Source organism: Exiguobacterium sp. s26 (assembly GCF_018618235.1).
In the GTDB taxonomy this organism is placed as follows: domain Bacteria; phylum Bacillota; class Bacilli; order Exiguobacteriales; family Exiguobacteriaceae; genus Exiguobacterium; species Exiguobacterium chiriqhucha.
Map to the genome: position 1 here is coordinate 174,492 of NZ_JACSLS010000002.1, position 14,397 is coordinate 188,888.

14 protein-coding genes, 1 pseudogene and 1 riboswitch are annotated in these 14,397 nt (G+C 54.2%); of the genes and pseudogenes, 1 reads left to right on the forward strand and 14 read right to left on the reverse strand.

Translation table 11 applies throughout. From position 1 onward, the window contains the following. The first annotated feature begins 202 nt into the window (after window positions 1–202). Window positions 203–391 carry a 50S ribosomal protein L28 gene (gene rpmB, locus KNP82_RS03345; protein WP_015881349.1) on the forward strand — a complete coding sequence of 63 codons (189 nt, stop codon included), beginning with the start codon at window positions 203–205 and terminating at the stop codon, window positions 389–391. Window positions 392–449: 58 nt separating this feature from the next. On the opposite strand, the gene KNP82_RS03350 is transcribed toward rpmB, so the two are convergent. From KNP82_RS03350 to gmk, 14 genes and pseudogenes are all read right to left on the reverse strand, one after another. Beyond that, on the reverse strand, window positions 450–1,037 hold the full coding sequence (locus KNP82_RS03350; RefSeq protein WP_214827033.1) for a thiamine diphosphokinase: 588 nt from the start codon (window positions 1,035–1,037) through the stop codon (window positions 450–452). Further along, on the reverse strand, window positions 1,037–1,609 hold the full coding sequence (thiT, locus tag KNP82_RS03355; protein ID WP_021067081.1) for an energy-coupled thiamine transporter ThiT: 573 nt from the start codon (window positions 1,607–1,609) through the stop codon (window positions 1,037–1,039). The genes KNP82_RS03350 and thiT overlap by 1 nt, the downstream gene beginning before the upstream one ends. 76 nt (window positions 1,610–1,685) lie before the next feature. Beyond that, window positions 1,686–1,786: riboswitch (TPP riboswitch) on the reverse strand. A 19-nt stretch (window positions 1,787–1,805) separates the two neighbouring features. Beyond that, window positions 1,806–2,462 (reverse strand): ribulose-phosphate 3-epimerase, encoded by a 657-nt coding sequence (gene rpe, locus KNP82_RS03360; RefSeq protein WP_034777139.1) that lies wholly within the window; start codon window positions 2,460–2,462, stop codon window positions 1,806–1,808. A gap of 1 nt (window position 2,463) precedes the next feature. Then, window positions 2,464–3,348 carry a ribosome small subunit-dependent GTPase A gene (rsgA, locus tag KNP82_RS03365; RefSeq protein ID WP_214827036.1) on the reverse strand — a complete coding sequence of 295 codons (885 nt, stop codon included), beginning with the start codon at window positions 3,346–3,348 and terminating at the stop codon, window positions 2,464–2,466. 44 nt (window positions 3,349–3,392) lie between these two features. After that, entirely contained in the window at window positions 3,393–5,330 is a 1,938-nt protein-coding gene (gene pknB, locus KNP82_RS03370) for a Stk1 family PASTA domain-containing Ser/Thr kinase (protein WP_214710584.1), read from the reverse strand. A 5-nt stretch (window positions 5,331–5,335) separates the two neighbouring features. Beyond that, window positions 5,336–6,070, reverse strand: coding sequence for a Stp1/IreP family PP2C-type Ser/Thr phosphatase (locus KNP82_RS03375; RefSeq protein WP_034777132.1), 735 nt, complete (start codon window positions 6,068–6,070; stop codon window positions 5,336–5,338). 8 nt (window positions 6,071–6,078) lie between these two features. Further along, window positions 6,079–7,164 carry a dual-specificity RNA methyltransferase RlmN gene (rlmN, locus tag KNP82_RS03380; RefSeq protein ID WP_034777130.1) on the reverse strand — a complete coding sequence of 362 codons (1,086 nt, stop codon included), beginning with the start codon at window positions 7,162–7,164 and terminating at the stop codon, window positions 6,079–6,081. 2 nt (window positions 7,165–7,166) lie between these two features. Continuing rightward, on the reverse strand, window positions 7,167–8,495 hold the full coding sequence (gene rsmB / locus KNP82_RS03385) for a 16S rRNA (cytosine(967)-C(5))-methyltransferase RsmB (RefSeq protein ID WP_034777128.1): 1,329 nt from the start codon (window positions 8,493–8,495) through the stop codon (window positions 7,167–7,169). Between the two features lies 1 nt (window position 8,496). Further along, on the reverse strand, window positions 8,497–9,411 hold the full coding sequence (gene fmt, locus KNP82_RS03390; RefSeq protein WP_308162237.1) for a methionyl-tRNA formyltransferase: 915 nt from the start codon (window positions 9,409–9,411) through the stop codon (window positions 8,497–8,499). 39 nt (window positions 9,412–9,450) lie between these two features. After that, window positions 9,451–9,882 (reverse strand): annotated as a pseudogene (gene def / locus KNP82_RS15655) (peptide deformylase); the annotation flags it as partial. A gap of 11 nt (window positions 9,883–9,893) precedes the next feature. Continuing rightward, the gene (gene priA, locus KNP82_RS03395; protein ID WP_214827039.1) at window positions 9,894–12,218 is read right to left on the reverse strand and encodes a primosomal protein N'; all 2,325 of its coding nucleotides are present in this window, start codon (window positions 12,216–12,218) and stop codon (window positions 9,894–9,896) included. Continuing rightward, window positions 12,215–13,405 (reverse strand): bifunctional phosphopantothenoylcysteine decarboxylase/phosphopantothenate--cysteine ligase CoaBC, encoded by a 1,191-nt coding sequence (coaBC, locus tag KNP82_RS03400; protein ID WP_214827042.1) that lies wholly within the window; start codon window positions 13,403–13,405, stop codon window positions 12,215–12,217. Before coaBC ends, priA begins: the two co-directional genes overlap by 4 nt. Before the next feature lie 59 nt (window positions 13,406–13,464). Next, the gene (gene rpoZ, locus KNP82_RS03405; protein WP_214710579.1) at window positions 13,465–13,674 is read right to left on the reverse strand and encodes a DNA-directed RNA polymerase subunit omega; all 210 of its coding nucleotides are present in this window, start codon (window positions 13,672–13,674) and stop codon (window positions 13,465–13,467) included. Further along, the gene (gmk, locus tag KNP82_RS03410) at window positions 13,674–14,321 is read right to left on the reverse strand and encodes a guanylate kinase (protein WP_052090097.1); all 648 of its coding nucleotides are present in this window, start codon (window positions 14,319–14,321) and stop codon (window positions 13,674–13,676) included. The genes rpoZ and gmk overlap by 1 nt, the downstream gene beginning before the upstream one ends. Window positions 14,322–14,397 lie beyond the last annotated feature (76 nt).

The following is a 14,397-nucleotide window of genomic DNA, read 5'->3' on the forward strand; positions in this document are numbered from 1 at the left end:
AGTACCTAGTTATTAAAAGAACCTGCTCCATAAACTCGGTCAATTGTAGCCGTAACCCTCATTCATTATTAAAATCCTTTCCAGTAATGTCAAGTTTTTTTCTTGTCATCCTATGATTTTCTAGTTGCATCGTGAAAAAACCCGTGCTAATATAAACGAGTGTCTATTAGGACGAACCCACATAAAAAAGGAGGGGAAACGCATGGCACGTAAATGCTACGTAACAGGTAAATCACCTAAATCAGGTAACAACCGTTCGCACGCACTCAACAAGACAAAACGCACTTGGGGTGTAAACGTACAAAAAGTTCGTATTCTCGTTGACGGTAAACCTAAACGAGTTTGGGTTTCAGCTCGCGCTCTTAAATCAGGTCTCGTTGAACGCGTATAATTTTTATACACGAACGAAATAAATCCCAGCGGCATTCGCCGATGGGATTTTTTTGTGTTCATTTTTTGATAGACAGCACGAGCACCATACCGTCGTGCACGATCAAGTCCGCCGCTTCATCGTCCCATTCGTTCGAGATGGTGAGCGCCTCATGGCTGACGACATCGTGACGGTCGAGCGGATATTTGACGCCGCGGATGGTCACGTTCGCCTGCTTCCATGGGATGAGCGACAAATAGTGACCGTCTTGACGCGGGAGTTCATAGCGTCCCGACCCGACGAGTCGTACCGTCTGCCCTGCCGTGACGAGACGCATCTCAGGATACGCCTCGAGCAGACCAATATTGCTGAGCGTCATATCGAGCCGGCCGCCGAGCGCACCGTAGATGAGCATTTCCGTCGCGCCATGCCCCCGTGCCGCCTCGAGAGCGATCTCGAGGTCGGTCACATCTTTCTCAGATGGATAACGGACGGCGTCGATCGGCACTTCGCCCGTGAAGGAGTCGAAATCGCCGACGACGAGATCTGGGTTCAGCCCGTGGTTCAACAGTGTCTCGTACCCCCCATCGACGCCGATGATGTAATCGACGTCACGCGGGAGTCCCGAGATTGGTTCCGGGCTGGCCGCCACAATCAACACCCGCATTAGCGGACGTCCCGGGTCGCGAGCGTCGCGAAGCGCGGTGCCGAGACGAACAAGAGGACGAGGACGACGGCCGACACGAGGAAGGACGGGAGCATGTACGTCATGTTATAGGCGAACGAGTAGGCGACGACCGGACCTTCCGCGTATTCGGCGAAGAAGACGATCCCCGACAAGACGTGGGCCCCGTAACGAAGCAGTGAACCGAGGAGCGCGCCGAGCACCAAATAAACGACGAGCGTCTTTTTCGCCTCATCCTTGGCGGCTCGTTTCACTTGACCAGCGAACAGCCCCGCCATCCCGACGACACCGTAAGCGAACGTGTAGTCGAGCAGGAACTGGACCGGCGTGAAGATATAGGCCCCGAACAGCAGTTGCAGCGTTCCGACAAGTGCACCGGTCGCAAGTCCGCCTTTCAAACCGTGACGATACGCCATGACGAAAATCGGCAACATCGCCAAGCTGATTGACCCGCCTTGCGGCATCCGGAACGGGATGAGCAAATCAAAAATCAAACCGAGTGCGGCGAACAATGAGATTTCAATGAGCGCCTGTAATTTTAAACGTTGTTTCATCTATTTCCCTCCTAATTATATGAGCGAACGACAAAAAGCAGCATGACGTAAACGCCATGCTGCTATCGAGTAGCAACGTGCATTTTCGCCACATCCCTACGTCCGTGTGAACGGAACAGGTTCAAAGGGTTAGCAAATGCCTCTCAGCCACAGAATGTGACACCCCTTGCGACAATATTTGTTGTTCTATTGACGATTATACACGAGATGCGTGACGAATGCTATCGATTGCGTCTTTATAGCTCGGCTCGTTATAGATGGCTGAGCCAGCCACGAGCACATCAGCTCCAGCGTCGATGCATAATTTCGCCGTCTCTGCGTTGACACCGCCGTCGATCTCGATTTCAAAGTCGAGACGACGCGCTTGGCGCATCTCGCTCAGCGCTGCAATTTTCGGGACGACCGATTCGATGAATGCCTGGCCCCCAAAGCCAGGGTTCACCGTCATAAGGAGCACCATGTCGACGTCACCGAGCACATGTTCAATCGACGACAGCGGCGTATGCGGATTCAAGACGACACCACACTTGGCGCCAGCCGCTTTGATTTGTTGCAACACGCGATGCAAATGATTCGTCGCTTCAACGTGGACGGTGACGATGTCTGCCCCGGCCTTGATAAAATCTTCGACGAACCGTTCGGGCTGGTCGATCATCAAATGGACGTCGAGTACCATGTCCGACTTCTTCCGTAAGCTCGCTAACACCGGTAGGCCGATTGAGATGTTCGGGACGAATTGACCGTCCATGACGTCAAAATGGATGTAATCCGCTCCAGCCTCTTGGACCGCCTTCACTTCTGCCTCTAAATTGGCGAAGTCCGCCGCTAAAATCGATGGTGCAATTTTAATCATGTCAGTACCTCCGTTGTCTATCGTTTAACTCTGCCATAAACGTAACATAATTCTCATAGCGGGTGGAAGCGATTTCTCCAGCTTCGACGGCCGTTTTGACGGCACAACCTGGTTCGTTCAAATGGGCACAACCGCGGAATTTACAGTCATCGTGCCGCTCGACGAACTCAGGGAAACACCAGCGCATCTCTTCGACTTCGAGTTCTTCTGGGAACTCGAGGCTCGAGAAACCAGGCGTATCGGCCACGAGCCCGTCGGCAAGCGTGATAAGGGTGACGTGACGCGTCGTATGCTTACCGCGCCCGAGTGATTTCGAGATTTTCCCGGTCGCAAGTTCAAGCTCAGGTGCGACCGCGTTCAAGAGCGAGCTCTTGCCGACCCCGGTCTGTCCGGCGAATACGCTCGTCTTCTCCTTAAACGACCCACGAATTTGTTCGATTCCCGATCCGTCCTCGGTCGACGTCTCGATGACCTCATAGCCGATCGAACGGTATAAGGCCGCTGCTTCATGAATCTTCTCCCGTTCCGACTCCGTCAACAAGTCCATTTTCGTCAAAACGATAATCGGATGGACTTGCTTCGATTCAATCAAGACGAGGAAACGGTCGAGCAGATGGAACGAGAACGCCGGCTCTTTTACCGAGAATAACAAGAACGCTTGATCGATATTGGCGATTGGCGGACGGACGAGATGGTTCGACCGCTCGTCAACAGCCAATATATAACCGGTACCATCCCCTTGGTCTTGGATGTCGACATCGTCGCCGACGACAGGTGAGATGTTCCGGTTTCGGAAATTGCCGCGGGCGCGACAACGGATCTCTTGTTTCTCTTCCGTCATGACGTCATAAAACCCGCCTTGTAATCGAATAATCGTACCTTTCATTCCATTCCCTCCTTAGAAAAAGAGGCGACGCGCACGCCACCTCTTCATTGTGATTCTTTTGCTTGTGCGTAAGTCACCGTATCCGTGCGAACAACTTCGCCATCGACTTCAATCGTCGCGGTTCCGACTTCGTCCGGTGCGATGACGAGCGTATACGAGTAAGTCGTCGTCTCCGTTATCTTATCACGCAACACCTCGACTTCGCCACGGGCATCGACCGTCCGAATGACGACTTCGAGCGCTTCAGCCTCTTCCCCTTCGGGCGGCGGCTCGATTTCGACGTTGACTTCCCGTTCGATTGAGACGTCGGTCGGTTCGACCCCTTGTGACACGATGACGGTCAGTTCCGTCCCCGGGTCGACTGCCGTTCCTGCCGTCGGGAGTTGGCGGATGATTTGATTTGCAGGAACGCTCGTTGAATACTCATCACGTTTGACGATTTTCAAGCTATTCTGTTCGGCATACGTCGTCGCTTCCTCGAACGTATAGCCCGCCAAGTTGGCGAGTTCGATTTTATTACTGCCGGTCGAGACGACGAGCGTCACCGTCTCTTCAGATGGGACGACCTCGTTGCCTGGGGCGATCGATTGGGAGATGACATCCCCGCTATCGACCGTCTCGGATGCCTCCGACTGAATCTCGATATCCGTGAACTCAAGATCTTTGAGCGTCCGTTCGGCCGACGACTGGGACAGTCCTTCAACATCCGGCATCTCGACCGTTTCTTTTCCGGCCGAGACGACGATTGTCACGGTCGTCCCACGTTTCGGCTTCCGTCCGGCTTGCGGTGTCTGCGAGATGACGTCGCCAGCGGCAATGTTGTCACTTGCCCGTTCAGTTGCCTCGACGACAAAACCGGCCGTTTCGAGCTCGGTCGTCGCCTCGTCGCTCGTCATGCCGACGACGTCCGGGACGACGGCACGGGACATCTCGTCAGCGATGACGTAAGCCCCGATCCCGCCACCAATCAACAGGAGCGCAAGCAAGAGCCAAAGCCACCACTTCTTCTTCCGTTTCGGTTTGTCTTTCACGGGTTCACTTACTGCGACCGGTTGCTCGGGCGCCTCTTTGACGTTTGGCTCATCCGGTACGACTGGCGCCATGACGAGCGTCTGATCAAACGCATCTTGCTCAGCGTTCGACCGCTTCGGTTCATTCGCACGTTCTGAATCAAGTGACGTCATGCAATCTTTTTTGAACGCGGCGACCGAGGCATGACGTGCGCCCGGTGACTTCGCGAGCGCCTGCATAATACAGTTCTCGAGCGCTTGCGGGATGTTCGGGTTCAAATCCATCGGTCGAATTGGGTCGTCTTGCAGATGCTGCAGCGCGACGGCGACCGGCGTCTCGCCGATGAACGGCACCCGGCCGGTCACGAGTTCATAGAGCACGGCGCCGAGCGAATAAATATCTGACTTCTCATCGGCGAACTTTCCGCGCGCTTGCTCCGGGGAAAAGTAGTGGACCGACCCGAGGACCGACATCGTATGGGTCAGCGTCGCGTTCGACATGGCCACCGCAATCCCAAAGTCCGTCACTTTGACGTTGCCGCTCTGATCGATCATCATGTTTTGCGGTTTGATGTCCCGATGAATGATTCGATTCGCATGGGCATGGTCGATCGCATCACAAATCTGTCCCATGATGCGAAGCGCCTCGTCGACAGATATGTACTCTTCTTGCAAATATTGTTTCAGCGTCATCCCGTCGACATGTTCCATGACGATGTAATAGATGTCGCGTTCGTCTCCGACGTCGTAAATGGCGACGATATTCGGATGGTTCAGACTCGTCGCCGCATGGGCTTCTCGTTCAAACCGGCGTATAAATTGTTCATTATGCGAGAATTCAGATCGCAACACCTTGATGGCGACGGTTCGGTTTAAAATCTCATCGTGAGCCCGGTAGACATTTGCCATGCCGCCGCTGCCGATTTGCTGTTCGATCCGATAACGATCGTTGATTCGTTCTCCACTTCGCATCGGATTCATCCTCTCTTTCTATCTGTGAACTGGACGAGGGCAACAGTGATGTTGTCACTCCCACCCAAACGGTTGGCTCGATCGATCAATTGATCCGCCTTGACGTCCGCCGAGACGGGACGTTCCAAGACTTGCTTGATCTCGTCATCGGTCAAATGCGTCGTCAAGCCGTCCGTACAGATTAAAATCGTGTCAAACTCGGGTTCGGCAAACACTTGCAGATCAGGTTCGACATGCTCTTTCGAGCCGATCGCACGGGTGATGATATTACGTTTCGGGTGGACGCGCATTTCTTCCTCAGTCAACTCCCCGAGTTGCTTCAACACGTTCACGTAGGAATGGTCTTCTGTCAACTGCTGAAGTTTATCGTCACGCAAGGCATACACACGACTATCCCCGACGTGGACGATGACGATCGTCTCGTCGTGCCAGCAGACACCGGCAATCGTCGTCCCCATCATGAGCAGGTTCGCTTGTTTCGAGAAGTCGAGCACTTGCTCATTGGCCAGTTCCACGTTGTGGCGAAACCAATTCTCCATCTCCATCGGTGAGGCCGGCAGCGTCGGGAAGGCACGACGAAACTGCTCGATGACGAGCTGACTCGCGACCTCCCCGGCTTCATGCCCTCCCATACCGTCGGCCACGAGTGCGATCCCGGCGTGCTCGTCCCCTAAAATCAAGACGGCATCCTCGTTTTGCGCTCTCACTTGCCCCCGGTCGGTTCGGTATGCTAATTCCATCTTCCTGATTACCTCGTTTCTTGTTCGCGCTCCTTCGCTCGAAGCTGCCCACAAGCCGCATCGATATCCGAACCTTGTTCGCGACGAATCGTCACGTTCACTTTTCGGTCTTTGAGCACTTTTTCAAAGGCAAAAATTTGTTTACGTGGTGTGCGGACGTAGTCGCGCTCGAGCACGTGGTTGACTGGAATCAAATTGACGTGACATTTGACGCCTTTCAACAAGTCCGCCAACTGATGGGCGTGTTCTTCCGTGTCGTTGACACCACCGAATAAACCGTATTCGAACGTGATACGGCGACCACTCTTCTCTGTATAGTAGTTGACGGCTTCCATCAACTTATCCAAGTTGTAGGCACGGTTGATCGGCATGAGACGAGTCCGAATCTCTGTCGTCGGCGCGTGAAGCGAAATGGCGAAGTTGATGCGCATCCCTTCATCGGCGAACTTGTAAATCTTCGGTACGATCCCACTTGTCGACACCGTAATATGGCGTGAACCGATGTTCAAGCCGTCATCGTGGTTGACCGTGCGCAAGAAGCGCATCAATTCGTCGTAGTTATCGAACGGTTCGCCGATACCCATGACGACGATTGAGTCGACTCGCTCTCCACTTGCGTCGAGTGCGCGTTGGACGTCGAGGACTTGCGCCGTGATTTCACCGGCTTCTAAGTTACGTTTCAAACCGCCGAGTGTCGAGGCACAGAACGTACAGCCAATCCGGCAGCCGACTTGTGTCGTGACACAGACCGAGTTGCCGTACTCGTGACGCATGAGCACCGTCTCGATCGAATAACCGTCTTGAAGCTCGAACAAGAACTTGATCGTGCCGTCCTGTGATTCTTGACGGACGAGCTCTTTCAACGTCGTCAATTGGAACGCCGCGTCTAATTTCTCGCGGAGCGGTTTAGAGACGTTCGTCATATCGTCGAACGATGTCACACGCTTGACGTACATCCAGTCATATAACTGTTTCGCGCGGAACGATTTTTCTCCTGCTTCGATGAGCCACTGTTCGAGTTCTGAATACGTGAGGGAATAGAGTGACGGCTTGGCACCGACCAATGGATTTTTTTCAACTGCTTTTGGATTCATGTTTATACCTCTTTCTTGAATGCGGCGATATAGAAACCGTCCGTCCCGAACGTCGTCGGGAGTAATTTGAGTTCAGCGCGGTCCGATGACACCATCGGGCGCAATACTTGTGGAAGACGGTCCTGGAGTGTCTCATCCCACGTCAATCCGTTCGACAAAATGTAATCGGCCTGTTGCTCATTCTCAGACGGGTCGATCGTACATGTCGAGTACACTAGCGTACCACCTCGTTTGAGGAGTGGCAAGACGGCGTCGATGATTTCACGCTGGACTTTCGGCAGTCCGGCGAGAGCAGATTTGTCTTTTGTCCATTTGATATCGGGCTTGCGGCGGATGACGCCGAGTCCTGAACATGGGACATCGAGCAAAATCCGATCGAAGCTCTCCGGTTCAAACTTGTCACCGGCCTGACGGGCATCGAGGGCAAGTGCGGTCACTCCATCGATATGCAGACGCTTCGCTTGTCGTTCAATCAACTTCGCTTTATGCGGATGCAAGTCGAGCGCGACGAGCGTTCCGCCGTCCATGCGTTCGGCCGTATGCATCGCCTTCCCGCCCGGGGCGGCACAAGCATCGAGCACGCGTTCTGTCTTCGCGGCTTGAAGCGCATCGGCGACAATCATCGAGCTCTCATCTTGAATCGACAACAAGCCCATGTCGATGAACGCCGTCGCGTGAACGTTTCCGGACTCGATGACGAGCCCGTCCGCTGATAGTTCCGACCGTGTGGCGACGACATCGACTTCAGCGAGCCGTTCAATCATCTCGTCAACGGTGACACGTTGGCGGTTGACCCGGACTGTGACCGGCGCCGGTTCGTTATTCAATTTGCACATCGCCTCGGTCGCTTCGACACCATACGTCTCCACCCATTCGGCGACGAGCCAATCAGGATGGCTATGTTCGATGGCAATCCGTTCAGCGTCTGGCAGCGTGCTCAAATCCGGGAACCCATCCCGGACGACGTTGCGCAAAACGCCATTGACGAACTTGCCGGTTCCCGAATGGCCCCGTTTTTTCGCGATTTCAACCGCTTCATGCAACACGGCCCGATCCGGGATCTTGTCGAGATAAAACAGTTGATAGACGCTCATCCGCAAGAGCGGCAAGACAAATTTGTCCAATTTTTTCGGGTTTTGGACCCGCTTCTCTAAAATATAATCGAGCGTCCGTTTCCGACCGAGCGTCCCGTAGACGAGCTCCGTGTAGAGGCCGACGTCTTTCGTCGCTAATTTTTTTTGTTTCAATAGGTCGTTGACCGCAATCGTCGAATAGGCGCCGCCTTGTTCGATTTTGATTAGCGTATCAAGCGCTGCAACTCGTACGTTCATATTATCCTCCTAGTCGATCGCCGACTTGTAACTTTTGGCCGGCCCCACGCATAAATGTGGCCCCGTCCATTCGTTTTTTACCAGATGGTTGCAAATCGATCACTTTAATAGCGACCGCGTCACCTGTCGCGACGACAAACCCATCCTCTTCAAGCCGTACAATCGTTCCCGGTTCACCCGTCCCTGACGTCTTCGACCCGAAGAACAGTTTGACCCGTTCACCCGCAATTGTCGTATACGCCGTCGGGAACGGATTCATCCCTCTGATATGGTTATAAATGTCTGTGCCGGAACGGGTCCAGTCAATCTGTTCCCGCTCCCGGCTGATGTTCGGTGCGAACGTGACGTCACGCTCGTCCTGCGGCACGGCTTCAATCCAACCAGCAAGGAAAGCAGGAAGCGTCTTGATTAACAAGTCAGACCCTGCGACCGCGAGCTTGTCGAACAACGTACCGACCGTGTCCAATTCTTCGATTGGTACGACCGTGTTGGCAATCATATCGCCGGCATCGAGCTTATCGACCATGTACATGATCGTGACGCCCGTCTCTTTGTCTCCGTCGAGGATGGCTTGATGGATTGGAGCACCACCCCGATGTTTCGGCAAGAGCGAGGCATGGACGTTGATGGCTCCATGTTTCGGCGCTTCTAACAGTTCGGTCGGAACAATTTGACCGTACGCCGCCGTCACGATCAAATCCGGTTCAAGTGCCAAGATGTCCGCATAATCGGTGCGCACCTTTTCAGGCTGTAACACCGGGATGTTGTGGCGCAGGGCACACTCTTTCACCGGCGTCGGTTTCAGTTCGCGTTTTCGTCCGACCGGCTTGTCCGGTTGCGAGACGACACCTACGACATTGTATCCTTCTTCGAGCAAGCGCTCAAGTACGGATACGGCAAACGTCGGAGTGCCCATGAAGACGATGCGTTGATCCGTCCCTTTTTCCGGCACGGCGAGTTTGTCCGTGAACAACACCCCGTCGAGATGATCGATCTCATGTTGAATCGCCCGAGCGAAGAAGCCGCTCGCCTTCACTTGTTGGTAGCGCCCCTTCAAATCTTGCGTCTTGACGACGATCGTCTCATGCCGTTCGACGAATCCGAACTCTCCCGGGATGCTCAAGCACCCTTCAAGGCCGACCTCGCTTCCCGACGTCTCGATGATCTCTGGATTGATCAACACGAGCGGTCCCGTCTCATCATCCGTATGGACGACGGCGAGCCGTTGGTTCAAGTTGACCTGCGGGGCGGCAACGCCGACGCCGTCATATTCGTACATCGTGTCGAACAGTCGGTCGACCGTCTGACGCAACTTTTTATCAAATTTCGTCACCGGATCACACGTGACCCGTAAAATCTCATTTGGAATCTCTACTACTTTATACATCTGGTTCCACCTCACATGAATACGTATGGGTTTACGTCGATACTCAATTGATACTCTTTTTTACTGATCGCCTTCGCGCGTGCCTGTTGCAACGCGGCGAGGACCGGATATAGCGCCTCAGGATGTTTCGTTTTGATGAACAACTGATAGCGGAACAAGTTCTTTAGTTTAGACAACGGTGCCGGCATCGGTCCATTCAGCCGTGACTGGGCCACATGCGCCTCGACGAAATCAGAGGCGAACAGCTCGGCCTCGGCTTGGGCGACGAGCGGACTTTCGGCCGCGAACGTGACAAGCGTGACGTACCAATACGGTGGATGGTTGCCGACTTGGCGCAACTGCATCTCACGAGCGAAAAAGGATTCATAGTCGTGCTCGCTCGCCGTCTCGATGACGTAATGGTCGGGATTGTACGTCTGTACGTACGCCTCACCTGGTAGACTTCCTCGACCGGCCCGGCCCGCGACTTGGGTGACGAGCTGGAACGTGCGCTCGGTCGCCCGGAAATCAGGCATGCCGAGTGTCGCATCCGCCGCGAGCACCCCGACGAGCGTGACGTTCGGGAAGTCGAGTCCTTTGGCGATCATTTGAGTGCCGAGCAAAATGTCAGCCTCTCCATCCTCGAAGCGTTTCAACAGTTGCTCGTGCGACCCTTTTCGGGACGTCGTGTCTTGGTCCATCCGGATAATTCGCGCCTCGGGGATGCGGTTCAACAGCTCGGTCTCGATCTTTTGCGTGCCGGTGCCGAACTGTTTGATTTTCTTGCTGTCACATGTCGGACATTTTGATGGCATCCCAATCTCATAGCCGCAGTAGTGGCACTTGAGTCGGTCACCGTGTTGGTGATACGTCAAGTTGACGGCGCAGTGCGGGCAAGTGAGTCCTTCCCCGCAGTCACGGCACATGACGAACGTCGTGAAGCCACGACGATTGAGCAAGATGACGCACTGTTCTTTTTTGGCGATGCGGTCGTTGATGGCGACAAATAAATCTTCTGAGAACATCGTCGTGTTGCCTTTGGCGAGTTCACGCCGCATATCGATAATATGGACCGGCGGCATCTCGCCCCCGTACCGCTCACTCAATTGCAGATAGCGATAGACGCCTTTTTGGGCGCGGGCGTAAGACTCGAGTGACGGGGTCGCACTACCAAGGACAACCGGGCAACCGTGGTATCGGGCCCGCCAAATCGCAACGTCACGCGCATGATAGCGCGGGTTCTCTTCTTGCTTGTACGTCGTCTCATGCTCTTCATCTAAGATGAGCAGGCCGATGTTCTCGAGCGGGGCGAAGATGGCCGAGCGTGCCCCGACGACGACATCGACTTCACGCCGCTTGATCTTCCGCCATTCATCATATTTTTCCCCTTGCGACAAGGCGCTATGAAGCACAGCGACCCGGTCGCCGAAACGGCGCTTGAACCGTTTCACCATCATCGGCGTGAGCGAAATTTCCGGCACGAGCAAAATCGCCTGTTTGCCTTCATCGACGACTTGACCGATCGCTTCGAGATAGACTTCTGTCTTCCCGCTGCCGGTGACCCCATGCAGGAGCAACGTCTCCCCGGCTTCCGCGTCACGGATGGCATGAACGGCCGTCGCTTGACTCTCGTTCAATTGGACCGTCTCAACGACCTGTTCGATCGTGGCATACGGGTCGCGATTCAGTTCGACCTCGGTCACTTTGACGGCACCGAGCGACTCCATTTTTTGCAGTTGGGCGCGCGATAGCCCGATTTGACGTAACGACGACCAATACATGCGCGGTACGTCCTTTAGCAACTCAATCGCTTCTTGTTGTTTCTTCGCACGGCCCGGGATGACAGTCGCATCAATCAGTTCGATGACGAGGTCCGTCTTGACAGTCCGTTTCTCTTTTAACACCGGCGCGAGCAAGATGTCCCCTTTTTTGGCGAGCGCCAAGATGATGGACTGCGTCTCTTTCGGATACTCCGAAAGATGGGTACCGGCTCGAACGCCGTCCGGGAGCGTCTCGCCTTTGATTTCTTTGTCGTAACTCACTTTCAGCGCCGCCGGCAACATGGCGAGGAGTGCCGACGACCGGAAACAGAGCGTCGTCTCTTTCACATGGGTCGATAAGTCGAGCAACTCGTCCGTCAGTGATGATTCTTCATCTAATAGGGCTTCGAGCGGTTTCAAGCCTTCACGCGTCCCTTCTGAGACACCGGTGACGATTCCAAGCAGGCGTCGTGAGCCGAACGGGACCGAGACACGCATGCCCGGTTCGATTAACGTCTCGAACTGGGGCGGCACTTCATAATCGAACGGACGGTCTATTGTGATGACGGGCGCATCGACATGGACGTGGGCGATCATCGCAAATCTTCCTTAAAGTGGGTGAGCAACTCGACGGCGAGCTCGCGTTTGCTTTGACGAGGCAAGCGGACATGAGCCCCGTCCGCGCGAAACAACATGACCTCGTTGTCGTCAGAGCGGAAGCCGATATCTGGCTTCGACACATCATTCGCGACGAGGTAGTCGACCCGCTTACGGGCGATTTTATCGCGGGCGTGTTGCTCGAGATTCTCCGTCTCTGCCGCAAAACCGACGAGGAGCTGATGCGTCTTCTTCTCCCCGAGCGTCTTCAAGATATCGGTCGTCTCTTCGAGTTCGATCGTCAACGGGCCGTGCACTTTTTTATGTTTCTCGCTATGGACCATCTTCGGGCGATAGTCGGCGACGGCGGCCGATTTGATGACGAGGTCTTGGTCATCGAAACGCGCGAGCACCGTCTCGAGCATATCTTTCCCGGATTCGACGGCGATGGCGGTCACGCCGTCCGGTACGGGTACTTGCAGCGGTCCGTGGACGAGCGTGACGTGTGCGCCCATATCGCGGGCAGCCGCGGCGAGCGCGACGCCCATCTTGCCTGATGAGTCATTCGATAAAAAGCGGACCGGGTCGATGCGTTCGACCGTCGGCCCTGCCGTAATCAATACTTGCTTCCCGAGCAGATGTTTCGGGACGAACTGGCTCTCGATAATCCGGACGAGGTCTTCCGGTTCCGGTAGACGTCCCCCCCCAATCCAGCCGCAGGCGAGGTTGCCGACACCGGGCTCGATGATTTGATAACCGAACGTTTTGAGCGTTTCGATATTGCGACGTGTGGCCGGATGTTCAAGCATATTGACGTTCATCGCCGGTGAGACGATGACCGGGCATTTCGCCGCTAAGATTGAGGTCGTGATGAAGTCATCGGCAATACCGGCCGCGAGTTTCGCGATCATGTTCGCCGTGGCAGGTGCGACGACGATCAAGTCACTCGTATCGACAACGTCGATGTGGGCGATTTTGGTCGGGTCATGTTCCTCGAACACGTCGGTGTATACCGGGTTTCGACTGAGCGCCTGAAACGTCGCTTTCCCGACAAATTCTTCGGCTGACGCGGTCATTGCCACCCGAACGTTCGCACCAGCCTGGACAAGTTTCGACGTGAGCGCGCACGCCTTATACGCCGCAATCCCACCGCTCACACAAAGCAAGATATTCCGATCGTTCAACATTCACAATTCTCCCCCTTATAGACAATGAGACCCAAGTCGTATCCGACTTGGGTCACACTTCATCCGTTGTTTTTTTCGTTCGTGATGATTGTCGTGTCACCCGAATACAATTCTTCTAGCGCTTGACCGACCGGCTTATACGATTTTGGCGCGGCGACTTTCGGTGCTTTTCCGTCCTGGATTTGGCGGGCCCGCTTCGCGGCCACCGTCACGATCGTGTATTTCGACGGGATGATACGTTGTAAGGCATCAATCGAAGGGTATAACATTAAATGACCTCCATCATGGCTTTTTTATAGAGAGATGCGACACGTTCACGTTTACAATGTTCGGCCGTCACGATCGCTTTGATACGATCAATCGCTTTGTCCACTTCATCATTCGTAACGACGTAATCGTATGCATCCATCAATTCAATTTCTTCCCGGGCGACGAGCAAGCGTTGCTTGATCACATCTTCCGATTCCGTACCTCGACCGACTAAGCGGTTGCGTAATTCTTGCAAGCTTGGCGGAGCCAAGAATAAAAAGACCGCTTCCGGGAAACGCTCTTTCACTTGGAAAGCACCTTGGACTTCAATCTCAAGGATGACGTCTCTTCCGCTCTCGAGTGTCTCACGAACCCATTCGACCGGTGTCCCATAATAGTTGCCGACAAATTCAGCGTGTTCGAGCAATTGATCGTGCTCGATCATGTCTTCAAATTGTTCTCTCGTCTTAAAGAAGTAATGCACGCCTTCCACTTCCCCTTCACGCGGTTTCCGGGTCGTCGCCGAGACCGAATATTGAAGGTTGTTGTCCTCTTCCTCACGGAGCACGCGGCACACTGTCCCTTTACCGACGCCACTCGGGCCAGACAAGACGATTAATAATCCTCGTTCTTTAAAATTCACTGCAAGACCTCCATCTTCTAACATCACATTTAATTATAATAGCAGTCAATCAATTGTTCCGGCAAGAAGAAGTTCGGATTTCCTACTTCATCGTACCATA